Below are 25,244 nucleotides of genomic sequence, written 5' to 3'. Positions count from 1 at the left end.
CACTTCTGGGATGATGCCGATTATTTCTCACGACTTGAAGCCTGTCAAGAGGTAAGGTGTCGCCTTTTTTGAATGTTTTTCACCGCGTGCCGGGGCGCCCCCTTTACGACAAGCGGCCGGTCGCACTCCTCCGGTACCAGCGGCTTGACTGTGCGGGCACAGTGGCCTGCGTCGTGGCGATCGCCGCATCGCTGTTCGTCGCGCTCACCGTCACGCCCGCGATGTCGTACATGCTGCTCACGGGCCGTGCTCACAGTGCGGAACGCGACCCGCCGCTCACGCGCGTTCTGAAGCGCGGGTACCTGCCCGTATTACCGGCGTTTGTGGCCCGGCCGTGGCAGTGCCTCGCGGCGCGGGTGCTCGCGTTCGCCGTCACGGGCGCCGCGGCCACGCGGCTCGGTCAGGAGTTCCTGCCGAACTTCCAGGAAACCGATTTCCTGATGCACTTCGTGGAAAAGCCCGGTACCTCGGTGAAAGCGATGAACCGCGTGACGACGGCCGCGAGCAAGGAGCCGCGCGCGCTCGAAGACGAGAAGGGACAGAAGCTCGTTCGTAACTTCGGCTCGCACATCGGGCGCGCGGAGGTGGCGGACGAACCGGTCGGGCCGAACTTCACCGAGCTGTGGATCAGTACCCCGGAGGACGCGGACTACGAACAGACGGTGAAGAAGATCGCGGACGTCGTGTACACCTACCCCGGGCTGCACCACGACCTCCTGACCTACCTGCGCGAGCGCATCAAGGAAGTCCTCACCGGCGCGAGCGGGAGCGTCGTCGTGCGGCTCTACGGCCCCGACACGGCGGTGCTGCGCGAAGGCGAAGGACGTGGAGGCCGCGATGAAGGACGTGCCGGGGTCACGAACCTGAAGGTCGAACCGCGGGTGCTGGTCGCCCAAATCAACGTCCAGTTGCGCCCCGAAGACCTCCGCAAGTTCGGCCTGACGCCGGGCCACGTGCGCCGCGCCTCGACCGTGCTCCTGAAGGGACAGAAGGTGGACGAGGTGTTCGACGGGCAGAAGAAATTCGACGTGGTGGTGTGGGGCGCGAGCAACCTCCGCTCCGGTCTGGGAGCCGTTCAGGAGTTGCCGATCGACGTGCAGAACGGCACCCAGGTGCGGTTGAAGGACGTGGCCGACGTGCGCATCGTGTCCGCACCGAACGAGGTGCGGCGCGAGAACACGAGTCGGCGCCTGGACGTGACGTGCAACGTGTCCGGGCGGGATCTCGGGTCGGTCGCGCGCGAGGTCGAGGAGAAGGTGAAGCAGATCCCGTTCGAGCGCGAGTACCACCCGGAGTTCCTGGGCGAGTACCAGGCGCGCCAGGAATCGACACGGAAATTGTACGCACGCTCCGCACTGGCACTGGCCGGGATCGTACTGCTGTTGTTCGTGGACTTCGGCGCGTGGCGACCGACGCTGCTCGTCGCGCTCACCATTCCGTTCGCGCTGGTCGGCGGAGTGTTCGCCGTGACGATCGCGCTCGCAACGGGCTTGGCTCTTCTCCCGCTCGCGATTACGGGTAACAAGCCGGGGCAGGAGATCGAGTACCCGCTCGCGGTGGTCATCCTCGACGGGCTCGTCACCTCGACACTCTTAAACCTGTCACTTCTTCCGCCACTGTATTTTCTGGTTGGTCGGCCTGTCTCTGCAATTGACTGCCAATAGCAACAATGATGCAAGGAATCGCAGGAAAAAATGAGTCCCGGGCACGTCGCGTGCGTTGATATCTCCCATCGCTTTTGGGAGGAAATGTTATGGCGAAGCCGCTCGTGAGTGATGCTCTGTGGGAACGGATCGAACCGTTGTTGCCGGCTCCGAAATCCCGCCGCTTTCGCTTCCCGGGGCGCAAGCCCTTGGACTACCGAAAGGTTCTTACCGGGATCATCTTCGTCCTCAAGACCGGGATCGACTGGGAAGACCTGCCGGCCGAACTGGGCTGGGGTTGTGGCAAGACCTGTCGGAACTACCTCCGAGCCTGGCAGAAAGCCGGACTTGGGACAAGCTCTATCATCTCCTCCTGCAAGAGCTCCCAGATACGAACAAGATCGACTGGTCCCGCGGAGCGGCCGACGGCACCAAGTCTCGGGCGCGGGGCGGTGGCGACGACACGGACCCGAACCCGACGGACCGCGGTAAATCCGGGACCGAGCACCATGTGCGGACCGATGCCCAGGGTATCCCCTTGACGGTCACCGTGACCGGGGCCAACGCCGCCGATGTGACCCAGTTGCTACCCCTGGTGGATCGCATCCCGGACCTCTCCGGGGAAGCCGACAAGCCCACCCGACCCGAAGAACTGTATGCGGACCGAGCCTACGATTCGGCCCTCCATCGCGAGGAACTGAGGGACCGAGGCATCGCCCCAAGATCCCGAAGCGTCGGACCGAGCACGGTAGTGGGTTGGGCGTCTATCGACGGGTCGTGGAGCGAACCAACGCCTGGTTACACACCTTCGGCAAGCTCCGGTTGCGAACCGATCCCGACGGGGACATACACAAGGCGTTCGTGGCACTGGGAGCTGCTCTCATCTGTATGTGGTTCCTATGAGCCGATCATTTTTTCCTGCGGTTCTTATATCAATTGTCACGAGTGCCGTTGAGCTGTAAACAGCAGGTGATTCCGATACGCGGTCGTCGGTGTCCGGGGCGATACCGCCCCTCCATTTGGCAGGAACTATCGGGCTACTCTGAACCCAACGCTCCTACTTCTGTCTGTAATCTTGTCTTCAGACCCCTGTCGTCTGCCTTTGGGTTTCTGTGCCCCAATCTTTGGTTCTCTGCTCCAGAGGTGGTATGTCCGAGGGCCGCGCCGACAACCTTCCGCCGAATTTCCTGATCCCGGTTGGGTCACAAGTGGTGCTGCGCTACGACCGGCGCGTGCCCGGTACGGACGTCGTGAAGCCGGCCGGCACCGTGGGGGAAGTGGTGGAGGCGCCGGAGTCGAACGATCGACCGTACCTCGTGCGGTTCCTGGACGGCGCGTCGTTTCGGCTGAAGTTTGGTGAACTGCTCGTTCGGCGCGGGGACCACACCGTCGAAGCGACCGCGACCGCCGGGCCGGACGTGTCCGCGTTCGTGGTGTACCGGGTGATGGTCGGGTCGCGCGCGTTCGGACTCGCGACCGAGTCCTCCGACGAGGACCGCCGCGGCGTGTTTCTGCCGCCCGCCGACTGGCACTGGGCGCTCACCAAGCCGCCGGAACAGGTCGAGTTCTTTACGGAGGGCGTCGAGGAAGTCGATTGGGAGATCGAGAAGTTCGTGCGGCTCGCACTTCAAGCGAACCCGAACATTCTCGAAGTGCTCTGGTCACCCGCCGTGCTGCACACCGACGAAACGGGAACGGAACTGCGCGAAATGCGCACCGCGTTCCTGTCGCGGCACCTGTACCGCACGTATTCGGGGTACGTTCTGTCGCAGTTTCGATTGATGAAGCGGGGATTCGACACGAACCGGCACTACAAGCCGAAGCACGCGATGCACCTGATCCGCCTCCTGCACAGCGGCATTTATGCGCTCCGCGAGGGCGACATTCGGGTGGACGTGGGCGAGCACCGCGACGAGTTGCTCGCCATTCGACGCGGCGAAGTGCCGTTCGAGGCAGTGGAGGCCCGTGCGCTGGAGTTGGATCGCGTGTTTCAGGAAGCGTTCGCGAGTTCCCGGCTCCCGGAGAAGCCCGACACGGAACGCGCGAACCGGTTTCTGATCGCCGCCCGCCGCCGACGGGTTTAAAGAAAGAAGGAAGAGCCGCGGATAACGCCGATAACGCGGATCAGACAAAAGAGAGATTGATAGCCACAGCGGTGCTTTACTACGAAATTGGTTCGATCAATGATTGTGTTTTGACGACAGCGAATTCTTCAGGGAACGTGTGAAACGCATTCACGCTCAGACATTGGGGCAGGGCTTCCACGATCACCACACCGATTGGCGATAGACCGATCCGGTTGTTCTCAGGACCGTGGAAGACGAGGCCCTTGCGTGCGCCGTCGGCCAGTAGTTCCGCGTGGACGTGAACGAACTGTTCCGGCTTCAGCACCTCGATCTGGCCCGATACCTGGTACCGCACGGTGGGGAACGCACAGTTCCCGCGGCGCCCGCCGTCGAACCGGTGTGCGAGGCGCAATCCCGTTTCGGGCAGGTCCGCTCCGGTGGTCGTAATCACTTCCTCTATATGGGCGCCGGGGCCGGCCCAACTCAGAGAGTGGCCCGTGCGCGTGAGCCGGACCGTGAGCCGCGCGCCGGCGTGCGCCACGGACTTTACGGCAACGACGTCCAGTAATTCGGGGTGCAGCGGGCGGTCGTAGAGTCGGAACTCGAGTTCCGCGACCGTCGGCCGAACCAGGGGCGCGCCCATTCAGGTTCCTCCGAATGTGGGAATTATAACTGCGCCCACAAAAACAAAAACGGGAGCCTTTCGGCCCCCGTTCGCGTACCCGGCTCAAGCAGTCACTTAGCTGCCGTGGCAGCTACCGTGGCAGCCACCCTTCTTGTTGAACAGGCCGCCGCTGCTGCGGAGCCCGAAGATCCCGCCCCCGTGGCAGCTCGAGCCGTGGCAGCCGGTGGAGGTGTAACCGGTGCAGCCGGTGCAGCCGGCCGGGGCCGCAACAACGGCCGGGGCCGCCGGGGTGTAACCGGTGCAGCCGGTCGGGGTGCCGTGGCAGCTCCCGTGGCAGCCGCCCTTCTTGCTGAACAGCCCGCCGCCGTTGCGGAGCCCGAAGATCCCGCTGCCGTGGCAGCTCGAGCCGTGGCAGCTCGTGCTCGCGACGGTGCCGGTGCAGCCGGCGCTGACGACGGTGCCGTGGCACCCGGCCTTGTCCTTGCCACCGAAGCTCGCCATGTCCCCGCCGGAAGTAGCCGCGACCATGAGAACGATGCTGTACATCCCGATGCCCTCTCGACACCCACCTCGCGTGCGAACGGCCCCCGGTCGCGGCTCCGTGTCCGCAACTGAACGAGCGCCGGGTTTTCGCGTCTAGTTATCGCTTTGTGGGGAAGCTTTAACCGTATGAGGCAGGCGAATTCGTGTAGTGAGGATGGTAGGTTGAGGCGAAATGGGAGTCAACGGTAAATTGGGGTATCTGGCTAGTTCTAGAGGTCCGAAAACAACGGTTGTACGGCCCTATGTCGGACGCCCGGCGGAGGGGCTAAAATGCGGGTGGCGCGACCCCGGCTGCGCGATACCAACGGGCACCCCGGAATCAGGGTTATGACTACCGGGAACACGCGCCGATTAAAGGAGCGTATTTTCACGCGCCGCACCGTTGAACGAGGACGTCATGGACCGGGACGCAGTACCCGCACAATCTATTGCAGAAGTCGTGCCGCCGTTTGAATGGGCTTCCGTTCGTAAGGTCGGGTCCGTCGGTTTGGGGCTGGTCGCAGGGGCGGCGGTTCTGGGCCTGGTGGCGACCGCACTGGGAGCCCCCCCCTGGGGGCTGCACACCGCCCGGTTGTTCCTCGTGTTCATCGGGGCGATCACCACCGGGGCCGCCGTATCGATGCGCCCGGACCTGTGGCAGGCGTGGGCGCTCGGGGCCGCGGCCGGGGCACTGGCCGTTGTCGGCACCCCCGCGCACTGGGACTCGTTCCGCTTGCTGTTCGGTGTGGCCGGCGCGGTCGCGGCTTCGTGGGCCGTGCTCCTGCTCGCCCCGGCCGAGTACCGGGTGCCGGTGCTCAGCGTGGTGCTGGTGTTCCACTTCACCGGGATCTTCCTCGCCACGACCAGCCCGCCCTCGACGCCGTGGGTCACGGAGCAGGCGTTCATCCGCGTGTACAACCCGTACCTGCAGTTCCTGTACCTCCGGAACGCCTACCACTTCTACTCGCCCGAGCCGGGACCGGCCAGCGTCATCGTGTGCCTGCTGAAGACCGAAACGGGCACCGACGCCCAGGGGCGCCCGCAGTACGAAACGCGGTGGGTGGTGCTGCCGAAGCGCCCGGCGGACATAAAAGACCCGCTCGGCCTCACGTACTACCGCCGGCTCTCGATCACCGAGCAGATCGCGCGGGCCACGCCGGGGCTGGGCCAGACGACCGCCGAGAACAGCGAGATGCTCCCGCGCCGGAAGATGGTGCTGCGGTCCATCCCGCTCCACCCGGCCGACCGTGAGGAGACCCAGTACCGGCTCCCGCAACCGGAGGTCGCCCGGTTCGTGCTCCCGTCCTACGCCTCACACATCATTCTGGAGAACACGGACGCGGCCCGCGCGGGCAAGACGACGGTGAAGATCTACCGGCTCGAGCACAAGACGCTGAGCGTGGAGGAGTTCGTCAACGCCTTCGATCGCCCCAACATGATTACCAACCCGTACCACCCCTCCACGTACCGCCCGTTCTTCCTGGGCGAGTTCGGGTTCGTCCCGGACCCGGACAAGCCGGGATCGACGCGCATCGAACTGCTGAACCCCCAGGAGCCGATGCTCTACTGGCTCGTGCCCGTCGCCCCGCGCCCGGGCGGGCGCCCCCCGGGGGACACTAACACGCGCGAGTACATCGATTACATGTCGATCCACGCGCTCGACACGCTCAACCTGAGCGAGCGGGACGTGGACGACCCGGCGTACCGCGACAAAGTGTTCGACTGGAACCAGTTGCGGTAAGGGCGCTCCGGCCGCGGCTCTTGTGACGAAACGAAATCGAATCGAACGGATGGGTCCGAGGCGCCCCGCGGGGCGCCAGTCAACGCGCGCCGGCCCCTTCCCTTTCGAGGGAGGGGGACCGGGGGTAGGTTCTTGGTTGCAAGTAGTGAGATCCCGTCATGGCCTCTGAGTTGACGCCCGACACCGCGCCCGAGCCCGTGTACCGGTCCCCGTGGCAGAAGTGGGTCGCGTTCTGGTTCCCGGCCGCGGACCCGACCACGCTCGGGTTCATCCGCCTCACGACCGGGCTATTGGTGCTGTACACGCACCTCGCGTACAGCGTGGACCTGCAACAGTTCTTCGGCAAGCACGGGTGGTACTCGGCCGCGTTCATCGAGCGCGAGCGCAAGGAGTACCCCTGGCAGGTGTCGCCGTTTTGGGACTGGAACCCGAAGGACGTGGTGCCCGCGAAGGTGCCGGACTTCCCGCACCGGCGCAAGGCCGTCGTCGATTTCATCCGCGGGCTGCCCGCGGACGAGGCCCAGCGCAAGCGCGCGCTCGAGTTCCTCCGCCGCATCAGCGCGAGCGAGAACCCGGACCACCCGCTCGAGGCGCTCAACTGGTTCCAGAGCATGCGGACGTTCCCGGAGCGCCGCGACCGGTACCTGAACGTGCTCACGAGCGGCTCGGCGCCGGCCAAGGACGAACCGGCCCCGCCCGCGTTCCTCGCGGCGCTCCCGCCGGAGGCGCGCCAGCAGGTGGCGGCGGACGCGCGCGCGTTCTGGGAGGTCCTACCGCTCAACCGCGCCGACAACAGCGCGCGGGCCTACGTGCTCAACCACTTCGTCGAACTCGGACCCGAGTTCCGCCGGGCGCTCGTGAATTTCCTCTACACGCTCCCGTCCGATCCCGTGGAGCGCGCAAAGCGGATCGACTACCTCGATTACTGGAACAACGAGCCGGACAAGGTGGTGCGGACCGGGCACAGCATCTTTTCCATCTGGTTCCACGTCACGGACCCGACGCAGATGGCGCTGGTCCACGCGGCGGTGCTGGTCGCGATCCTGCTGTTCACCCTCGGGCTGTTCACGCGGGTCACGTCGGTGCTCGTGTGGGTCGCGGTCGTCGGGTACATCCACCGGACGCAGCAGGTGCTGTTCGGGATGGACACGATGATGAACATCCTGCTGTTCTACCTGATGATCGGGAACAGCGGGGCCGCGCTCTCGCTGGACCGCGTGATCGCCCGGTACCGGGCGGCCCGCGCGAGCCTCGCCCGCACGGGCGCGATCGACGCCCCGACGCGGGCGTTCCTGGCGGTCCCGCCGCCCTCGAAGGGGGCCGGGTTCGCGCTGCGGCTGATCCAGGTCCACTTCTGCTTCATCTACGTGGCGGCGGGGCTGTCCAAGCTCAAGGGGCCGGCGTGGTGGGACGGGCACGCGGTCTGGGATGTGATGGTGAACCCGGAGTTCACCCTGATGCAATACGAGTGGTACGAGCGGGTTCTGCGCGCGGTGGCGAACATCAAGCCGCTGTACTACGCGGCAGTGGCGCTCAGTTCGTGGTCCACGCTGTTCATCGAGATCGCGGGGCCGTTCCTGCTCTGGACCCGGCTGCGGTGGTTCATCATTTTCCTCGCGACCGCGATGCACGCGGGCATCGCCGTGCTGATGGGGCTGAATCTGTTTGAACTGCTGATGATCGTGATGCTGCTCGCGTTCCTGCCGGACCTCGTGATCCGCGACCGGCTCCGGGGCGGGACGGGCTTGGCGAAGGTGACGTTCGCGTTCGACCCCGGTTCGGCGGTATCGCGCCGCGCCGCGGCACTCGCGCTCGCCGCGGACACCGAGGGGCAGGTGGCGCTGACCCCCGATTCCGGGCTCGTCACGCCGGCCCTGACGGACGCGGGCGGCACCCGGTACAGTGACGCACGCGGCGTCACGGCGCTGTTCCGAGCCTTGCGGGTGCTTTCGCCGTTGGCCTTCGTGCTGTGGGTGCCGGGCGTGCGCGGGATACTGGCGAAGCGCTTGTTCCCGGCTCCGGCGGGGAGCGTTCCTCCGGCCCCGACCGCATCTACACCGGTGGGCGCGCGATAGCGGTCGCTCTCTTTGCCATCTCTTCAACGTGAAATGCCACGGGCCAGGGAGTGTTCCCTGGCCCGTGGTGTTCTTGTGGTGTCTACTTCTCGACCGGGGACGCGGAACGCTCACGGCACCGCCGAGCAGTTGCTGCGCAGCTGCGCGGCGGCACGACGACCCGCGGCGTTGCTCCAGTTCGCCGCGCAGCTGCGCAGCAACTGCTCGAAAGCGGTGCTGGAACAGCGGTCCCCGCGACGAGTGCGGTGGAGTGTGCTCGGACGACGCAACATCGTCCTGTCGCAGAGCGACGAGCTAAACCGACCACGAGAACACCCGCAGTGTACCCGAACCCGGCCCCAGAGCAAGCGGTCTGTCGAGGACCGAGCGAACGATCTGGGCCGCGGAACTCGCACCGGTGCCGAAGCGGTCATGCTAAGTTGAGAGGCGGCCAATGACAGAAGCAGAATGGCTGAGGTGTGACGATTCGGTACCGATGCTGGAGGAACTTCGGAACCGGGCGGGGAACTGGAAATTACGACTGTTTGCGATTGCTTCGTGCAACCGCGTTAGCTCGCTGCTTCTTGATGAGCGAAGTCGTAGCGCCATTTTTACTGCGGAGTTATTCGCAGACGGAAAAGCCGCCGAAGTGGACCTGATTGCCGCTCACACGGAGGCGCTAGGTGCCCGAGAGGACGTCCAACGGTCTAGCCCAGAATCCATATTCTATTACTGGGGCGACGCAGCTGCAGGAGCCGCTGCTGCGTGTGCAGCTACCGCAGCTTTTCCGCCTGCTCATCCCGTGCCACGACACGAGTATTTCATCACTGCCGGGGGCGGAGCGGCGAATGCCGTAGCCGCATATCGTATCCGAGAACTGGAAGAATCATTCCGACTCGACGAGCTTCCGGACGACGGAACGCTTGACGCAGCGAGATCCGAACTCTTTGATCAGGTAGCGATTCTTGGGGACCAGACTCGGCGCGTCGAAGAGGCTGCGCAGGCCGATTTGCTCCGCGACATCTTCGGCAACCCGTTCCGCCCCGTCGCCTTCTCCTCTGCGTGGCGCACCCCCACCGTTCTCGCACTCGCGGCGCAGGTGTACGAGTCACGTGACTTCTCTGCGGTGCCGATCCTGGCTGATGCGCTTCAGGACGCCGGGTGCGACAACGCCGACATCCTGGACCACTGTCGCGGTACCGGGGCGCACGTGCGCGGGTGCTGGGTCGTGGATCTTGTGCTCGGTAAGGAGTAGCGCGCGGACCCTACTCACCTGTCACATTCCGCGCTCATCGGGTATCAATCAACCCACGCGCCGAACTATCACACCACTCGATTTTCGCGGCGTTTCTCGTCGGTATACACGAGTGGTCGGTTTGTCCTATACTGTGCCAATCCGCGACTGTACGTGACGACGGCGCGGAGCGCACACCAATCTCTCGAGGAGTCGCCAAAATGTCCGAGGAAGTCAAGCCGGCGCCCGCACAGAACCCGCAGCAGCAGGTGCAGATCCCGGTGGACGTGACGAACCGGGAAACGGTGTACGCGAACTTCGTTCAGGCCCACTTGAACGCGGACGAAGTGTACCTGGAACTGGGCACGTTCTCCCAAGTGGTGACGCCGGCCGGTCCCGACCCGATCACGCTGACCCACCGGGTCATCATGAACTTCGTGACCGCGAAACGCCTCGCCGACCTGCTGAAGCGGGCGGTCGCGCAGCACGAGCAGATGTTCGGCGTGGTCGAACTCGACCCGAACCGCCGGCTCCGCGTGCCGCAGCAACAGCGCCCGAACGGGATGTGATTCGATCGATCGTGAATGCGAAAAAGCCCGCGGCCCGGACTAAACAAGTCCGGGCCGCGGGCTTTTCGTGGGTTGTGTTCGGCTATTTCTTCACTGGAAACACTTCCGGAGGGAACAGCGCTGCTTGCTTCGGTGCGGGGACGCCCAGCGCCCACGCGAGCGTCGGTGCGACCGACAGCGACGACACCTTTTCTGCGCGCTTGCCGAGCGCAGGAACGCCCGCCCCGTACACCAGGAACGGGATGTGTGCGTCGTAGGGGTGCGGGCTGCCGTGACCCGTTCCGGTCGTGTACTTCGAGATCTGCACGCCGGCTTTGGGAATGATGATGACGTCGCCGCACCGGTCCGGGTGGTACGCGAGTGCGACGGCCTTCTTGAACGGTTGCTCCGGCGGGAACTTCCCGTCTTCGAGTTCCTTCCGCGTGAACGCCGTCTCGACGAACCCGCGCCCGGCCGCGAAGTCGCGTGCGCGCTCGGCGACGTCCTCGACCTTCAGCTTCCGGGCCTCAATGGTCTTGTGATTCAGGTACAGCCAGGGCCACACATCGTCGTCGAAGACCTCGATCCACTTCGTCTTCACGTCGGACTTGCCGTACATCTCGGTGAGCGCCGATTCGAGTCCTGTGGCCAGTTCCTCGGTCGTCGCGCGCTGCGCGGCCGGGTACTTGGCCTTCGTGGACGGGAGTTCCGGCAACGGGCACACGCCGTGGTCGGCCGCGATGACCATCGTGTACTTCCCCTTGCCAACTTCCGTGTCGAGGAAGGTCAGGAACTCGCCGACGAGTTTGTCGGAGCGCAGGGTCACGTCCATCACTTCCTGCGAGTCCGGGCCGTACTGGTGCCCGATGATGTCGTTCGACGAGAAGCTGACGCACAGCAGGTCGGGTACCGCGCCGCGCCCGAGTTTCTCCGCGGTGACGGCCTTTTTCACCAGACTGAACAGCATCTCGTTGCCGGAGGGCGAGCACTCCAGGGCGGAGTAGTAGCCCTTCGCGGGGGCGGGGAGCTTGCCCTTAAACGGGTGCGGGAACACGCGCCCCTGGCCGTTGTAGCCGACCGCTTCGCCCGGGGCGTCGTCCGGACCGCTGAACTTCGCGTAGTCGATGTCGGTCCGCAGCTTCTCCCACTTCTGCTCGAACCACGCATCGGCGGGCTTCGCGGCGTTGAACTCGGTGACCCACGGGTGCGGGGCGTCGCGGTAGAACGCACCGGTGTGGAACAGCCCGTCGCGCGTGTCGAAGCAGTACGCGCCGGTCGGCTTCTGACCGCCCATCAGCACCGCAGTGCGGTCCTTGATGGAGAGCGAGAACACGCGCCCCTGGCCCTTCGTGGACTCGTTGAGCGAGTCGGCCACCGTTTGCGCGAGCAGGCGTTCGGGCGAGTAGCCAGTCGCCGCCCCGCGCCCGGGCTTGCCCAGGCTCTCGGGCACCGGCGGAACGAGTTCATACGGGCGCTTCGGCTGGCAGCAGTACATTTGCGTGCCGGTCTTGCGATCGAACCACTCGTTCTCGATGATCCCGTGAACGCTCGGCGGCGCGCCCGTCGAGAGCGAGGCGTGCCCGGGGCCGGTGGACGTGCAGGAGTAGGGGATGTAGCACTCGCTGAACCAGACGCCGTCCTTCTTGATGCGCTCGAACCCGTTGGGGCCGTAGAGTTCGGCCCAGCGCGAGATGTAGTCGCCGCGCATCTGGTCGAACACCACCAGCACCACGAGCTTCGGTTGCTCGGTCGCGGCCTTGCGATCATCAACGGGCGGTGTGCCGGGATCGACCGGTGCGAGTTCGGGGCGCGCTTGGCGCTTCGGTTCGGGCGGGCGCAGCAGGAAATACCCACCGACCCCTGCGACGGTCGCGAACACGAGCAAAGCACCAAGAATGACCGGGATACGCGGCATATGAACTCCGGGCGAAAGCGAAGAACCTATTTAAGCCCCTCTCTTTGTTAGGGGAGGGGGAGCCGAACCGACCAGGTGAACCCTGCCCGCAAGGGCGGGTGATGGTCGTGGTGAACCCCGCCCGCAAGGGCGGTGAGTGGTGACGGGCCAACACCCTTGTGACTGACGGATACCCACCGCCCTTGCGGGCGGGGTTCACCGTGCCCTTGCCGGCGAGGGCACCACGCCCGGCACCCGTCTGTTACTTCCCGTCGTTTTCGAGCAGTTCCCACTTCTCGCCAAAGAATCCGGCCCGCGCGATCTTGCCCGGGTAGCGCGAGTTCGGCGGGGTGGTGACATCAATCACCGCGTAGTCCGGAAGCTTCGACACCTGTCGAGCGTTGTTGAGGTAGTCGTACTCGCGGAACGTGAACCCGCTATTCAGGACGACGTACTTCTTCGGGTTCAGCGGGTTCGGGTAGATCAGCACCGGAACGTGGGTACCGGCGTCGTAAGTGTCCTTGCCGACCACCACGCCCTTATCGGTCCACTTGACCGGCAGTTTGTCCGCGATCTTCGCGAGTACCGCGTTGCTCGACGGGTCGCCCCAGAGGACGAGGTTGCTGTTCTTGATGTCGGCGTCGGTAACTTCGGTGTCGTTCTTGACCGGGGCGTCGCCGCGGAACTGCTTCTGCCAGTGTTCGGTCGCGTGCTTCATTTCTTTTGCGGCCCACGCGCCGACCTTTTCGTTTGCGGCCTTCCCGGTGGGTTTGACCATCACGAACGAGTCCATGAAGGCGTCGTCGATCGGCCCCTGGAGGCCGGGGGCCTTCTTCAGTTCGTCGGGTAGGTTGCCCGGTACGGCCCAGCGCCCGATGACTTTGACGAACCGTTTGACGCGCGGTTTGTCGGTCGGAATGCCCATCTCGGTGAGGACCGTCTTGCCGTCGATCTTCACCACGATGTCGCGTTCGTGGGTCGTGATGTTGAACGCGGAGATACCGCTCGTGGTCAGTTCGTAGGTACCGTCGGCGGTCTTGCCCGTCACCTTGGCCTCGGACCAGTGTTTCTCCAGTCCGGTGATTTCGACCCAGCCGCACTGGTTGTAGCGGAGCGTGTACGTGGTGAACTTGATCTCGCTCGGTTTGGCCGGCTTGCCCTTCTCGACGAACGCATCGATCTGCTTATTGACCTCGGCCTTCGCGCCTTTTTCGTAGCTGTGGCCGGTCTTCGGACCGATGATGTGCGTGAGTTCCAGCCCGACCTTCTTCATCTCTCGCGCCATCACGTCGGCGGCTTGCTTCTGCGAATCGGCTTCGCCGCTGTACGCGACCGTCGGCAGGTTGAAGATGTTCACCGCGGTATCGGTGGCGTTGTACATGTGCCACAGCTTCTGCTCGTACCACGTCGGTTCGAGCTTCTCCTGCTGGAACACCTTCAGGAACTCCGGCGTCTCGCTGAAGCCCGCACCGGGCGCGTTCGCGGCCCACAGCGTCGGGTAGTGAACCGCGTACTGCCAGCACGCGGCCCCGCCCATGCTGAACCCGCGAGCCACGAGGCGCGAATCGTCAATGCGGTAGTGCTTTTTGGCGTGTTCCAGGCACTCGAACGTGTCGATCTCACCGGCAAACTTGTTCGCGTTGCTGAAGCGCCCGAACGGGTGAAGGATGAGGGCGCCGGGGGCCGGGATGATCCCGCCCGTGCCGGGCGAGTTGGCCATGAACCCCGCTTCGACGACGTTCTCGAACCGGCCGTGCCACCAGAAATCGAGCCGGTGCTTGGTCTTCGCGGTGAAGTCGTAGTCCTTCGGGACGATGAGCCAGTACGGTTGCACGCTGCCGTCGATCTTCGACGTGTACGCGCGGACCACGCTCCCGGTCTGCGTCGTCCACGGTGCCTGACCGCCCTTGAGCTGTTTCGCCCGTTCGAGGCCCGCCGCGAGTGCCTTCTTCACGTTGGTGGCCGGCTTCGCGCCCTTGCCGTCGTAGATCTCCTTGTAGTCGAGCGCCCATCGCACCGCTTTCTCGTACACCTGCACGTCCGGCAGCAGGTCGTGCTTCCCGATGTCCTTGATGAGCTGCTGGAGTTCGACCAGCCCCTTCTTGATCTCGTCCGCGTCGGCGTCCGGGATCGTGTTCCCGACCGGCGGGACCGGGCGCACGTTGTCGGCGATGTTGTCCTTGGGACCGTCGGCACGGGACGCGCCCGCGGGGAATACGGCGAGGCTGGCGGTAGCCGTGGCGAACAGGGCCGCGGCGAGAATGCGTGGCAGCGCGAACATCGGGGCACCTCCGGGGTGTCGTGGGTTACGGCAGTGTAAGGGGGCGGGTGCGCGGAGTCAGCCCCGAAAGGCTCGTGTTCGGTGTTTCGGGGGCAGGCGCGAACCGGGCTCGCGTTCGCGGGTATGAAACACCGAACCGGCGGGCCGCGTTCCCTTCTCCGCCCGGCGTGAGTCTGCTAGAACAACGGTTGAGCGTTTCACACACCGGGACCGCCCACACGGACGTGGGCTCCCTTAAACGGAGGCTTCCAGTGGCGGCGACGAAGATGATCGACATCCGGCGGGGCATGGTGCTGAACATGGAAGGCACCCTCTTCTACTGCCTCGATCGCGACCTCAACACGCCGGGGAACTGGCGCGCGATCCTGTACCTGAAGCTCAAGAACATGACCACCGGGGCCATCACCGACGAGCGGGTTCACCCCGACCACAAGGTGGACGTGGTGTACCTCGACACCAAGGACTACACGTACTCGTACAAGGACGGCGAAGACTTCGTGTTCGTGGACAAGGAGTCGTTCGAGCCGGTGACGCTGTCGGGCGACATGGTCGGCGACATGATGAAGTACCTGCGCGAGAACGACGACGTGAAGATCACGTTCTACGACGGCCGGGCACTGTCGATGGAACTGCCCCAGACCGTCACGCTGAAGGTGACCGAGACGGAACCGGGTATCAAGGGCGCGACCGCCGCGGCGCAGACGAAAGCGGCCACGCTGGAAACGGGTCTGGTGATTCAGGTGCCGTCGTTCATCACACAGGGCGAACTGATCGAGGTGCAGACCGAAGACGGCAAGTACCTCCGGCGCTCGAAGGAAGGCAAGTAGGAATCGGCGGGTGCCGATTTGTGATTGGCGATCAAAAGACCGGGGCGCGAGCCCCGGAGGCACTGCACTCAGCGAACCCTCCGGTCACGCGCCGGCAATCAGAACGGCACCCCCACAACCTTGGTTCCCGGTAGTTGTTGGTTGAGCCAGCTCACGAATTCCCCCTCTTCGGGCAACACGGCAGACATCCAAAGCTCGCGCAATCCGCGTAAGGCCGCGAAATTCGTGTACCACAAATCACGGGCGATGTGGTGGGCGCTGGTCGAGAACGACACGACTCGCACCGGCTGGCGCGCCCGCACCGCGGCCCCGTGTCGCAGCCACTCCGCGACCGGGCAATGGACCCGCTCCACGAACCCGCGGCGCCACGTTAACTTCTCCGCGCCTTCGACTTGCGGCATTGCGAGTGGCGAAGCCCCGCGCGGCGGCGGTTTGATGGGGACCAACTCCGGGCACGCATCCGCGGCCCACAGCAGTCGGAACACGGATCGCGCGCCGAGGAACGCCCGTTCTTTCTTCCGCAACTCGTCGGCTTCGGGCGATACCGCCGCGCCGTGCGCTTCGAGGCGCGCGAGTTCACACTGAATACGAATGAACGTAGCGCGATCCGGGTCGCCGTTCTCCTCCAGGAAATCGGCCGCGACCAGGCGCACGGTGTCGTCGTCGGGGTCGGCCAGGATCGCCGCCATGAACGCCGACCAGTCGGGGTGTTCCATATCGGCTCCGGGTCACGTTCTCGGTGGAAAGGCGCGCCGGTTCCCGCCACCCGGAGCTTCAAACGCGCTCGACGCGGTACCCGATCGGGTAGGTCGCGTAGTCGAAGCTGATGATGTCGTTGCGGGCGCTGCCGGTGTAGCCGAGGTCCGCGCCGTCGAGGATCGTGACGCGGACCAGTCCGCGCTCGCCGGCCCGCACGACGCCGGCGTGGACCACGGCGGACGCGAGCCGCGAATCGGCCGTGTAGACGTCGGTGCCCCACACGTTGCCGTCGGTGCGCCCGGTCACTTCGATCAGGACCGTGCGCCCGATGTCGCTCGGGGTGAACTCGGTGAGCGTACCCGGGTCGGGCCGCACGCCGAGCAAGTCACCCCGCAATTGCCGCACGCGGGCGCGGATCGCGAGTGCTTCATCGAGCAACCCCTCGCGCGCGTACCGCTGCTGAAACTCCCGGAGCTGGTCGAGTAGCCCGCGCACGAGCGGCGCGAGTTCGCGCGTGGTGGCGTGCTGCACCGCGGCGAGTTCCGCTTCGGCCCGGGCGCGGATCGCGTCGCACTCCCGCTCGGCCGCGGCGCGGATCTGGGCGGACTCGTAGTCCGCGCGCTCGCGCACCTCCGTGACCGCGCGCTCGGCCGCGTCCACCGCGCTCCGGGCCTCGTCGGGCAGATCGTCCAGACCGAGTAAGTCGTTGTCGTCACTCATCGTTTGAAGCCTAAAAGACCTACCCCGGCTTCCTGAAAGGGAAGGGGAGAAGATGCGATGTCTGTGGTGCGGTGCTCCACCCGCTCGTTGACACTTGCGGTTCGCCAAGAGGCTCCGGGCGAACCGCGAGTGTCAACGAGCGGGTGGGACTTCTCCGCCATCGTAGGAGCGCGGCGCAGATACCCACAAGACGCGATGCGCGCGACCGAGTAAAATTCCCGCATCTCTCCCCACCGAGTTGTGCGATGAACACACCGAACACCTTCCAGACGATCCCGGGCCAGGACGACTTGCACCAGATCGAGCGCGATTTGTCGTTCCATACCTGCACCAACGCGAACCCGAAGGTGCTCACGCGCGAGCAGGTCGAGCACTTCAACCGCACCGGGTACATTCTCCCGCTGCGCATTTTCAGTGAGAGCGAGGTCGCGGGGCTACGAACATACTTCGATAACCTGCTCGCGAAGTACATGTCGGAAGGCAAGGACAGTTACTCGATCAGCTCGGCGCACCTGCGCCACGGGCGCGTGTGGGACGTGCTCACGAACCCGCGAATCGTCGCGATCGTATCGGACCTGCTCGGGGAGAGCGTGGTCGCGTGGGGCTCGCACTTCTTCTGCAAAATGCCCCGGGACGGCAAAACGGTGAGCTGGCACCAGGACGCGAGCTACTGGCCGCTCACGCCGAGCAAGGCCGTCACCGTGTGGCTCGCGATCGACGACGCGGACCGCGGGAACGCCTGCATGAAGTACATCTCGGGAACGCAGGGATTGGGCCACCTCACGTACCAGTTGAGCGAAACGGACGAGAGTAACATCCTGAATCAGACCGTGCCCGAAGTGGAAAAGTACGGTGCCCCGGTGTTCGTGGAACTGAAGGCCGGCGAAGCCTCGCTCCACTCCGATCTGTTGCTCCACGGATCCGACGCGAACACCAGCGACCGCCGCCGGTGCGGGCTGACGCTCCGGTACACCCCCGGCGATGTGCGAGCGTACATGGGCTGGCACGACAAGGGCGTGATCGTTTGCGGTGAAACTCCGGCGCACTGGAACAACCGCGCCCGGCCGAACGAGGAATAACGTGGACGGTCCCGCGCTCCCGGACGAATCGAACGTGTTCGGTTCGCTACACACGTCCCGGTCGCCGGAGCGGGTGGCTCGGGTGTTCGCGCGTTCCGGCTGGGACGTGCGGAAGTGCTCGTGGACCGATTACGAGATCACGTGTGCGTTCGCGGAACTGGTGATCGAGCGGTCTGCGGTGGAACCGGAGTACGTGTTGATTCACGGCTCCGTCGCGGATGTTGGTGTCAATTTACCACGCATCACCGAACCACTCACCGCGGCGGGTATCCCTTACTCTTTGGAGTACTACAACGCGGAACGCGACCTGATTCACCACACTCGCGGGTGAAACTAACGGAGCGCCATTGATGGAGATTACGGCACCAGTTCTTACAGGGCGATGGGTACGTCTGGAACCGCTCACAGAGGAGCACCGCGAGGGGCTGCGCAGCGCGGCTGCCGACGACAGTATCTGGGAGCACATGACCGTGCTCGGGAGCGGCGCGGGCTTCGACGGCGTGTTCAACGACGCCCTCGCGCTGCGCGACGCCGGCAAGCGCGTGCCGTTTGCGGTTCGGCTGCTTTCGAGCGGGGAACTGATCGGCGGCACGAGCTATCTGGACCCGGTTCCGCAGCACAAGCGCGTCGAGATCGGGTGGACGTGGTACCGCCCCGATCAGTGGGCCAGTGCGGTGAACCCGGAGTGCAAATTTCTCCTCCTCGCCCACGCATTCGACACGCTCGGGCTGAACCGCGTGCAACTCCTTACCGACTTCCGGAATGCGCGCTCACAGGCCGCGATCGCCAAACTCGGGGCCACGCGCGAGGGCGTTTTGCGCTCACACATGATTACACGCGGCGGGCGCATCCGCGACAGCGTGCTGTTCGCGATTACTGCCACCGACTGGCCGCGCGTGAAGGACGGACTGCTCGCTCGCCTCGCGGCGTTCGAGAAGGGGTAGTCGGGAGTTTACTGTTCGGGCTTCCCGAGTTGCGCCCGCATCTCGCGCACTTCCTGCTGTAATTGTCGCAGGAGCACACTCTGAGCCTCCAAGTGCTCCAACACGACGCGGATCTCTTCCTCGGCTTTCAGGTTGATCTCGTAATCGTTTTGGGCGCGCACGCGGTCCATCGCGGCGACGCGGTTCTGGCTCATCATAATCATCGGCGCGGTGTACGCAGCTTGGAGCGAGAGGAACAGGTTCATCAGAATGAACGGGTACGGATCCCAGTGCTCCAGCCACGCGACCACGTTCAGCGCCGCCCACGACAGGAGCATTGCCGACTGGGTGCCGATGAACCACCACGACCCGACCACGCCGGCCACGCGGTCGGCGGCCCACGCGCCCCACGAAAGGTCCGCGGTGACGACCTCGTTCACGTTGCGCACGGGCGGGTGGTCGTGTTCGTACCGTTCCGGGAACTGGGGCTGCATACAAGAACCGGGGTTGGTGGTGCGGGTGCGGACACTGTAGTGAACTGGGGCGGATCGTTGAAGCCCGGCGCCCTGACTGTGGGCGCACTCGGGCCTACAATGGGCGCACCCCAAAACTGAGGTCCGCCCGTGTCGCGTCGCCTGTTCGCCGAACTGTTCGGTACGTTCGTTCTCGTCTTCGCGGGCACGGGCGCGATCGTGTTCGATTCCGTGAACCCGGGCAAGATCGGGCACATCGGGGTCGCACTCACGTTCGGCCTCGTGGTGCTGGTGATGGCCTACGCGGTCGGGAGCGTGTCGGGGGCGCACCTGAACCCGGCCGTTACGGTGGGGCTGTGGCTCGCGCGCCGCGTCCCCGGGCGCCGGGTGGCGCCGTTCGTTCTCGCGCAGTTCGCGGGGGCGCTCGCGGCCAGCGCGCTCCTGTTCGCCATGTACCCGCACCACGCCACGCTCGGGGCGACGCTCCCGCACGGCCCGCCGTGGCACGCATTCGTTCTCGAAGTGTGGCTCACGGCGGTGCTCGTGTTCGTCGTCCTCGCGGTCACGGTCGCGGAACCCTCGGTGCGCGCGCTCGGGGGCGTAATTGTGGGCGCGGTGATCGCTCTGGAAGCACTGTTCGCCGGGCCGATTTCCGGCGCGAGTATGAACCCGGCCCGGTCGCTCGCCCCGGCGCTCGTATCCGGGAGCACGGAACACCTGTGGGTATACATCGCCGCCCCGCTCCTCGGGGCGGTGGTCGCCGTTCCGACGTGCGTACTCATCCAACAACCCGGCTGCTGCCGAGACGGAGCCTGCTCGTGAGCGACCGCAAGATCCGCGTGCTGTTCGTGTGCGTGGAGAACAGTAACCGCAGTCAGATGGCTCAGGCGTTCGCCAGCATGTACGGCGGGGACGCGGTGGAGGCGCTGTCCGCCGGCAGCCGCCCGAGCGGGAAGGTGAACCCGAAGGCGGTCGCGGCGATGGCCGAACTCGGGTACGACCTGACCACGCACGCCTCGAAGGGACTGGACGACTTCAACGGTACCGAGATCGACGCGGCCGTGACGATGGGGTGCGGGGATGCGTGCCCGCTCGTGCGGGCGAAGCACCGGTTCGACTGGCAGATTCCGGACCCGCGCGAGATGCCGCCCGAAGAGTTCCGCAAGGTCCGCGACCTGATCGGCGGAAAAGTGCGTGCGCTGTTGGGGGAACTGGGTGTAGACTCGCGCGTAGTGTAACCACTCCCGGCCCCAACCGCGGGCGCACCCGCGCGGATTTTCGTCATGTCCCCTCCCAAGATTTGCGTTGTCGGTTCCGCGAACCTGGACCTGAACACTTACACGACCCGGCTCCCCGTGCCGGGAGAAACGCTCCACGCCCACCGGTTCACGATGGGGTACGGGGGCAAGGGCGCGAACCAGGCGGTGATGGCTGCGCGTCTCGGGGCGGACGTCGTACTCGTTGCGCGCGTCGGGAACGATCTGTTCGGTCGCGACATGCTCGCGCACCTCCGCACCGAAGGCATTGATACCCGTCGCGTCACTTCAACAGACGGCGTTCCCACCGGTACGGCCGTCATCACGGTCGACGACGCGGGGCGCAACACGATCGCCGTGACGCCCGGGGCCAACGGGCTACTCGCTCCGACCGATGTGGACGCGACACGCGGTGCGATCGAATCGGCGCGGGTGCTCGTGTGCCAGCAAGAAGTGCCGGTCGAAACGAACTTGGCCGCGATGCGGTTCGCGGCCGGGGCCGGTGTGCCTGTGGTGTTCAACCCAGCCCCGGCCAGCACGACGATACCCGCCGAGGCGTACCGGCTCTCGACGGTGTTCTGCCCCAACGAACACGAGGCGGCCGTTCTCACGGGTAAGCCCGTTGAATCACCGGAAGAAGCGGAAGCCGCTGCCCGGGAGCTGATGGCGCGCGGCGCGCACAACGTCGTCGTGACGCTCGGCGCACGCGGGTGTCTGGTCGCAACACCTCGCGGAATGACCGCGCTCCCGGCGCCCGCGGTCGAGGCGGTGGACACCACCGGTGCGGGGGACGCCTTTATCGGCAGTCTCGCGTTTTTCCTGGCGCGGGGAGACGATCTGGTGACCGCTGCTCAGCGCGCGAACCGGATCGCGGCAATCAGTGTGCAATCCCCAGGAACACAGACGAGTTTCCCGCACGCAGCAGATTTGCCCGCCGACCTTATGGAATGACGATTCGCCGAACCGCGCGTTCTTGCGCCACATTGAGGGCGGCGGGGCATTATCCTGGGAATCGTTCGCTGATCCCGGGGGGACACATGTCTCAAATTGAGTTCCGGCAGGCCGCGGTGCGACTGCTGCGTGCGGACTTGCAACCGCCTCAACTCACCGACGCGGAACTTCTTGCGCGGTTCGCGGCCACACGCGACGAGTGCGCGTTCGCGGAACTGGTCGCGCGGCACAGTGCGCTGGTTCGCGGGACCGTGCGCCGGCGCGTCCGCGACCCGCACACCGTGGAAGACGTGTGTCAGGCGACGTTCCTCGTTCTCGCGGGGAAGGCCGCAACGGTTCAGTGGGGGCGCACTGTTGGGCCGTGGTTGCACGCGACCGCGGTGCGGCTCGCCCGCAAAGCGCTCCGGCGCACGCGAGCGAACGTGCCGGCCGTTTCCGGGGATGTTCCTTCGAGTGCCGGCGATCCCGCGGTCGCGGTCGCGTGGGACGAAGTGTGCCGCGCGCTCGATGACGAACTGGCCGCGTTGCCCGACGCGCTCCGCGGACCGCTCGTGCTCTGTTACCTCCAGGGGCGGACTCGGGACGAAGCGGCCCACGCGCTCGGGTGCTCGCTCGCGATGCTGAAGCGCCGACTGGAACGCGGGCGGAACCTGCTCCGCGACCGGCTCGCGCGGCGCGGGATCACACTTCCTGCTGCTGGTTTCGGGGTGCTCGCGACTGACCTCACGGGTACCGCGGCCGTCGACTCCACGACCCGGGCCGCGGTCGCGTTCGTTTCGCACGGAACGGCTTCACCCGCGGTCGCAGCACTCGTTAGTGCGTCGCGTGGGTTCCAACTGAAGGTCCGAACTCTCGTTGCAGTGGTAGTTGGGTTGGTCGCGTGCGGGTGGGCATTCGCCGCACTCATCACCCCGGCAAGCGCGGAGGTCGAAATGCCCAGTGATCCGCCCGCGGTCGCACTCGCGTCGGACGAGCCGCCCCGTGCAGACGCTCCTGGCGATCCCCTTCCGCCCGCAGCGCTGGCGCGCCTCGGGAGCACTCGGTTGCGCGCCGGGGGCCGCGTCGAGCGAATGGCGTTTTCACCGGACGGGACACAGCTCGCGTCGTGGAGCGGCGATTCCCACACCAATGATTCACTCACCATCTGGGACGCGAAGACGGGGCGGGCACTGCGCCGGGTCGATTTGCCCGGAGCGCGGGTCGATCAGCTCGTGTGGCTCGCGGACGGGCGCGGGATCGCGCTGGTTCGGGGCAGTTACGACGATCGGGTGCCGTTGATTTGGGAGTTCACTGATGAGAAGGGCGCGAAGCCCCAACTCGCGTCGCGAGAAATGAAAATGGGCATTGTGCCCGTGAACCCGAACCCACAGGACAACGAGCGCGATTCCTGTTACGCCATCAACCCGGACGGGAAGACCCTAGCGATCGGGCGCGCGGGACAACTCGATCGCGCCCGCGAAGTGCGCCTCTGCGAACTGAAAACCGGCGTGAAAGTGGACGCGCTCAAACCGCTCCGAGCCGTCGCCGTCCACCCCGCGTCGTGTGGTGAAGTACATTTCACCCCGGACACAAAGACGCTCGTCGTGCTCACGCGCGCCAAGCAGCTCGGTCGTGATAAGTTCGAGTCCGAGGTGCTGGTGTCGGTTTGGGACGTCAGCACCGGGGATTCCAAAGCCCAGTTCAAAGTTGCCACCCCATTCGGGAACGGTATCCGGACCGCGGTTGCCCTCTCGAATACGACTCTCGCGATCGGGCTGGAGAAGGGGGACACCAGCTTGTGGACGCTAACGACGGGTAAGGAACAGAAGTTGGCGACCGGGCACGAGAACAAGAAACCGGGGCGCGGACACGGTACGTACTCCGTGGCGTTTTCGCCGGACGGCAAAACACTCGCTACCGGCGGGCACGACGAAGTGACGAAGGTCTGGGACGTCGCAACGAGTAAGCTCTTACATACGCTCACGGGGAACCATACCTGGGTCGAGGCGCTGGCCGTGACCCCAGACGGCAAGACCCTCGCATCCGCGGGACAGAACGGGCTGATCCGATTGTGGGATTTCGCAACCGGGGCCGATGTGTGCCCACAGGTCGGACATAAAGACGCCGTTTCCGGTGTCGCCTTTGGTTCGGACGGTAAGACCGTGGTCACCGGTAGTCGGGACGGTACGGTTCGCTGGTGGGATTCCACAACGGGGGCGGACCGGCGCTCGATTTCCGTTCTCGGGGGTATTGGGGGATTTTCTTTCAACCCGGACGGGAAGTCTGTACTGGTTTCGACCTGCGACGGAAAACTCCGAACGTGGGACGCTGTGACCGGGCGGGAGAACACGCCCACGAACCTGCCGGGTGATGCGAAATTCGGTCCGCTTTCTTTCACACCCGACGGAAAGTACCTGGTTGCTTCGTCCGGGCCGAACGTCGCGGTCTGGGAGTGGCCCGGAATGAAACTCGCGCGAACGATCGAGCTCCCGAAACCAACGAGGGTCGCTCCTAAAGACCCGAAGATTCGTTGCGCGAGCGAGTGCCAAGTTGCGTCCGTTTCAACCGACGGGAAGTGGCTCGTCACGGTATCCTATTGTGCCTGCTCGCGCGAACAGGACGGTCGCGTTTTCGGATCGGGCTCGGACGGGGTGGTTGATTTGTGGGACTTCGCTACGGGGCAGCGCGTGCGTCGGCTGGTGACATCTCAAGGCACGTACCGTTCGGGAGGATTCACGGCCGACGGCCTGTTTCTGTTGACCGGTGCCGGGGGAACGATTCAGCTCGCGGACGGGCGCGACGGAGAATCGTTCACGGGCGAAATTAACCTGATCGACCCGATCGCCGGGCGCTGGGTACGGGGATTCGACGGCCCGCCGGTACCGAAAACGGTGTCGTTTCGGTACATTGGTTCCTCGGCACTCGCTCCGGACGGTCGGACGCTCTACGTCTCCTACAGCACGGGTGAGGTTGCTGTGTTCGAGGTCGCGACGGGGCTCCTTCGGCGCACGCTGGCCGGGCGCCAGGGATACGTCCCTGCTCTGAATGTCAGCGCGGACGGGAGCCGAATGCTCTCGGGCGGCAGTGACGGTACCGCGATCGTGTGGGACGCGACCCTGGCCGGCGCAGCGCCCAAACGGGGCCAACCGCTTACCGAGGCCGACGCGGAGAAACGCTGGGAGGTGATCAGTCGATCCAGCCCCGAGGCGTTTACCGCGCTGTGTGAACTGGCGGGTGCTCCCGATCGCGCGATGCCCCTGCTCCGGAAGCACATGAAGCCCTCGCCCGCGGCCCCGAGTGACGCGGTACTGGACCGCATTTTCACCGATCTCGGCAGCGGCGAACCGGTGACGCAGAAACGCGCAACGAAGGAGCTGACCGAATACGGTGAATCGGCCGTGCCGGGCGTGCGGAAGCGACTGGAGGGTGAGCCAACGGCAGAAGCACGGGCGCGGGCGCTCGCGTTCCTGAAGTCGTTCGAGAAGGGAACACTCTCGGCGGCGCGCCTCCGCCAGCTTCGGGTAGTGGAACTACTGGAAGGTTTGGGGACGCCCGCGGCGCGGAAATTTTTAGCTGAACTCGCTGCGGGTGCCCCTGGCACGCCGCTCACCACCGATGCCGCCGCTACACTGAAACGTCTCGGGCAACCGTAGCGGTAATTGTAACCGGTCGCCTAATGATTCGAGGCTTCGTGCGGGCGCTTTTGCGCGGCACGAAGCCTCGGGTTGT

The 25,244-nt window shown here is 65.4% G+C and carries 21 protein-coding genes and 1 pseudogene; 15 read left to right on the top strand and 7 right to left on the bottom strand.

Annotation, left to right across the window (positions count from 1 at the left end; genetic code table 11):
- Nucleotides 1–68 precede the first annotated feature (68 nt).
- The 3 genes and pseudogenes from VT84_RS07685 (at nt 69) to VT84_RS07675 (ending at nt 3,727) form a co-directional block, all read left to right on the top strand.
- Nucleotides 69–1,664 (top strand): efflux RND transporter permease subunit, encoded by a 1,596-nt coding sequence (locus VT84_RS07685; protein WP_204249726.1) that lies wholly within the window; start codon nt 69–71, stop codon nt 1,662–1,664.
- 89 nt (nt 1,665–1,753) lie between these two features.
- A pseudogene (locus tag VT84_RS07680) lies at nt 1,754–2,546 on the top strand (IS5 family transposase).
- A 245-nt stretch (nt 2,547–2,791) separates the two neighbouring features.
- Entirely contained in the window at nt 2,792–3,727 is a 936-nt protein-coding gene (locus VT84_RS07675) for a DNA polymerase beta superfamily protein (protein ID WP_052559378.1), read from the top strand.
- Between the two features lie 79 nt (nt 3,728–3,806).
- Here the strand turns inward: VT84_RS07675 and VT84_RS07670 are convergent, their stop codons facing one another.
- Both VT84_RS07670 and VT84_RS07665 read right to left on the bottom strand, forming a co-directional pair.
- The gene (locus VT84_RS07670; protein ID WP_052559376.1) at nt 3,807–4,352 is read right to left on the bottom strand and encodes a DUF2617 family protein; all 546 of its coding nucleotides are present in this window, start codon (nt 4,350–4,352) and stop codon (nt 3,807–3,809) included.
- A gap of 96 nt (nt 4,353–4,448) precedes the next feature.
- The gene (locus VT84_RS07665) at nt 4,449–4,880 is read right to left on the bottom strand and encodes a hypothetical protein (RefSeq protein WP_052559374.1); all 432 of its coding nucleotides are present in this window, start codon (nt 4,878–4,880) and stop codon (nt 4,449–4,451) included.
- 394 nt (nt 4,881–5,274) lie between these two features.
- Between VT84_RS07665 and VT84_RS07660 the strand changes: the two genes are divergently transcribed.
- The 4 genes from VT84_RS07660 (at nt 5,275) to VT84_RS07645 (ending at nt 10,454) form a co-directional block, all read left to right on the top strand.
- Nucleotides 5,275–6,597: a hypothetical protein gene (locus VT84_RS07660; protein ID WP_082839127.1), complete on the top strand. Its 1,323-nt coding sequence runs from the start codon at nt 5,275–5,277 to the stop codon at nt 6,595–6,597.
- Nucleotides 6,598–6,755: 158 nt separating this feature from the next.
- Nucleotides 6,756–8,672: an HTTM domain-containing protein gene (locus VT84_RS07655; RefSeq protein WP_052559372.1), complete on the top strand. Its 1,917-nt coding sequence runs from the start codon at nt 6,756–6,758 to the stop codon at nt 8,670–8,672.
- A 988-nt stretch (nt 8,673–9,660) separates the two neighbouring features.
- Nucleotides 9,661–9,906 carry a hypothetical protein gene (locus VT84_RS07650; RefSeq protein WP_239465732.1) on the top strand — a complete coding sequence of 82 codons (246 nt, stop codon included), beginning with the start codon at nt 9,661–9,663 and terminating at the stop codon, nt 9,904–9,906.
- 200 nt (nt 9,907–10,106) lie between these two features.
- On the top strand, nt 10,107–10,454 hold the full coding sequence (locus tag VT84_RS07645; RefSeq protein WP_052559369.1) for a DUF3467 domain-containing protein: 348 nt from the start codon (nt 10,107–10,109) through the stop codon (nt 10,452–10,454).
- An 82-nt stretch (nt 10,455–10,536) separates the two neighbouring features.
- Here VT84_RS07645 and VT84_RS07640 read toward each other — a convergent pair whose 3' ends face one another.
- Nucleotides 10,537–12,348, bottom strand: a complete 1,812-nt coding sequence (locus VT84_RS07640) for an alkaline phosphatase family protein (RefSeq protein WP_082839126.1) — start codon at nt 12,346–12,348, stop codon at nt 10,537–10,539.
- A gap of 241 nt (nt 12,349–12,589) precedes the next feature.
- The gene (locus tag VT84_RS07635; RefSeq protein WP_082839125.1) at nt 12,590–14,608 is read right to left on the bottom strand and encodes a prolyl oligopeptidase family serine peptidase; all 2,019 of its coding nucleotides are present in this window, start codon (nt 14,606–14,608) and stop codon (nt 12,590–12,592) included.
- Between the two features lie 251 nt (nt 14,609–14,859).
- On the opposite strand from VT84_RS07635, the gene efp reads away from it, so the two are divergent.
- Nucleotides 14,860–15,435 carry an elongation factor P gene (gene efp / locus VT84_RS07630; RefSeq protein ID WP_052559365.1) on the top strand — a complete coding sequence of 192 codons (576 nt, stop codon included), beginning with the start codon at nt 14,860–14,862 and terminating at the stop codon, nt 15,433–15,435.
- A gap of 98 nt (nt 15,436–15,533) precedes the next feature.
- Here efp and VT84_RS07625 read toward each other — a convergent pair whose 3' ends face one another.
- Complete coding sequence (locus VT84_RS07625; protein ID WP_082839124.1) at nt 15,534–16,151, bottom strand: TIGR02996 domain-containing protein; 618 nt, start codon at nt 16,149–16,151, stop codon at nt 15,534–15,536.
- Nucleotides 16,152–16,209: 58 nt separating this feature from the next.
- Nucleotides 16,210–16,854 (bottom strand): LCCL domain-containing protein, encoded by a 645-nt coding sequence (locus VT84_RS07620; RefSeq protein WP_082839123.1) that lies wholly within the window; start codon nt 16,852–16,854, stop codon nt 16,210–16,212.
- Between the two features lie 245 nt (nt 16,855–17,099).
- Between VT84_RS07620 and VT84_RS07615 the strand changes: the two genes are divergently transcribed.
- From VT84_RS07615 to VT84_RS07605, 3 genes are read left to right on the top strand one after another with little or no spacing between them, the layout of a single operon-like run.
- On the top strand, nt 17,100–17,933 hold the full coding sequence (locus VT84_RS07615; protein WP_082839122.1) for a phytanoyl-CoA dioxygenase family protein: 834 nt from the start codon (nt 17,100–17,102) through the stop codon (nt 17,931–17,933).
- A gap of 1 nt (nt 17,934) precedes the next feature.
- Nucleotides 17,935–18,264: a hypothetical protein gene (locus VT84_RS07610; RefSeq protein WP_082839121.1), complete on the top strand. Its 330-nt coding sequence runs from the start codon at nt 17,935–17,937 to the stop codon at nt 18,262–18,264.
- A gap of 19 nt (nt 18,265–18,283) precedes the next feature.
- Nucleotides 18,284–18,877 (top strand): GNAT family N-acetyltransferase, encoded by a 594-nt coding sequence (locus VT84_RS07605; protein WP_082839120.1) that lies wholly within the window; start codon nt 18,284–18,286, stop codon nt 18,875–18,877.
- Between the two features lie 8 nt (nt 18,878–18,885).
- Here VT84_RS07605 and VT84_RS07600 read toward each other — a convergent pair whose 3' ends face one another.
- Complete coding sequence (locus VT84_RS07600) at nt 18,886–19,350, bottom strand: DUF1003 domain-containing protein (RefSeq protein ID WP_082839119.1); 465 nt, start codon at nt 19,348–19,350, stop codon at nt 18,886–18,888.
- 129 nt (nt 19,351–19,479) lie between these two features.
- On the opposite strand from VT84_RS07600, the gene VT84_RS07595 reads away from it, so the two are divergent.
- The 4 genes from VT84_RS07595 to VT84_RS07580 all read left to right on the top strand — a co-directional run bounded on the left by VT84_RS07595 (nt 19,480) and on the right by VT84_RS07580 (nt 25,168).
- Entirely contained in the window at nt 19,480–20,151 is a 672-nt protein-coding gene (locus VT84_RS07595) for an MIP/aquaporin family protein (protein WP_082839118.1), read from the top strand.
- Entirely contained in the window at nt 20,148–20,567 is a 420-nt protein-coding gene (locus tag VT84_RS07590; RefSeq protein WP_052559351.1) for an arsenate reductase ArsC, read from the top strand. Before VT84_RS07595 ends, VT84_RS07590 begins: the two co-directional genes overlap by 4 nt.
- A gap of 45 nt (nt 20,568–20,612) precedes the next feature.
- Nucleotides 20,613–21,536 carry a ribokinase gene (gene rbsK / locus VT84_RS07585; protein ID WP_082839117.1) on the top strand — a complete coding sequence of 308 codons (924 nt, stop codon included), beginning with the start codon at nt 20,613–20,615 and terminating at the stop codon, nt 21,534–21,536.
- Between the two features lie 86 nt (nt 21,537–21,622).
- A complete protein-coding gene (locus tag VT84_RS07580) occupies nt 21,623–25,168 on the top strand; it encodes a sigma-70 family RNA polymerase sigma factor (RefSeq protein ID WP_162271635.1) in 3,546 nt (1,181 codons plus the stop codon).
- Nucleotides 25,169–25,244: the final 76 nt, after the last annotated feature.

The sequence above is a fragment of the Gemmata sp. SH-PL17 genome (assembly GCF_001610855.1).
GTDB classification, from domain to species: Bacteria; Planctomycetota; Planctomycetia; order Gemmatales; family Gemmataceae; genus Gemmata; species Gemmata massiliana.
Note: the sequence above shows the minus strand (reverse complement) of the source record. Positions and strands in the feature narration are given on the sequence as shown.

Bases quoted from the DNA above. Each gene is read 5' to 3' on its own strand.
- VT84_RS07675 (WP_052559378.1), top strand. From the start codon at position 2,792: ATGTCCGAGGGCCGCGCCGACAACCTTCCGCCGAATTTCCTGATCCCG.
- VT84_RS07670 (WP_052559376.1), bottom strand. From the start codon at position 4,352: ATGGGCGCGCCCCTGGTTCGGCCGACGGTCGCGGAACTCGAGTTCCGA.
- VT84_RS07665 (WP_052559374.1), bottom strand. From the start codon at position 4,880: ATGTACAGCATCGTTCTCATGGTCGCGGCTACTTCCGGCGGGGACATG.
- VT84_RS07660 (WP_082839127.1), top strand. From the start codon at position 5,275: ATGGACCGGGACGCAGTACCCGCACAATCTATTGCAGAAGTCGTGCCG.
- VT84_RS07655 (WP_052559372.1), top strand. From the start codon at position 6,756: ATGGCCTCTGAGTTGACGCCCGACACCGCGCCCGAGCCCGTGTACCGG.
- VT84_RS07645 (WP_052559369.1), top strand. From the start codon at position 10,107: ATGTCCGAGGAAGTCAAGCCGGCGCCCGCACAGAACCCGCAGCAGCAG.
- VT84_RS07640 (WP_082839126.1), bottom strand. From the start codon at position 12,348: ATGCCGCGTATCCCGGTCATTCTTGGTGCTTTGCTCGTGTTCGCGACC.
- VT84_RS07635 (WP_082839125.1), bottom strand. From the start codon at position 14,608: ATGTTCGCGCTGCCACGCATTCTCGCCGCGGCCCTGTTCGCCACGGCT.
- VT84_RS07625 (WP_082839124.1), bottom strand. From the start codon at position 16,151: ATGGAACACCCCGACTGGTCGGCGTTCATGGCGGCGATCCTGGCCGAC.
- VT84_RS07620 (WP_082839123.1), bottom strand. From the start codon at position 16,854: ATGAGTGACGACAACGACTTACTCGGTCTGGACGATCTGCCCGACGAG.
- VT84_RS07615 (WP_082839122.1), top strand. From the start codon at position 17,100: ATGAACACACCGAACACCTTCCAGACGATCCCGGGCCAGGACGACTTG.
- VT84_RS07605 (WP_082839120.1), top strand. From the start codon at position 18,284: ATGGAGATTACGGCACCAGTTCTTACAGGGCGATGGGTACGTCTGGAA.
- VT84_RS07600 (WP_082839119.1), bottom strand. From the start codon at position 19,350: ATGCAGCCCCAGTTCCCGGAACGGTACGAACACGACCACCCGCCCGTG.
- rbsK (WP_082839117.1), top strand. From the start codon at position 20,613: ATGTCCCCTCCCAAGATTTGCGTTGTCGGTTCCGCGAACCTGGACCTG.
- VT84_RS07580 (WP_162271635.1), top strand. From the start codon at position 21,623: ATGTCTCAAATTGAGTTCCGGCAGGCCGCGGTGCGACTGCTGCGTGCG.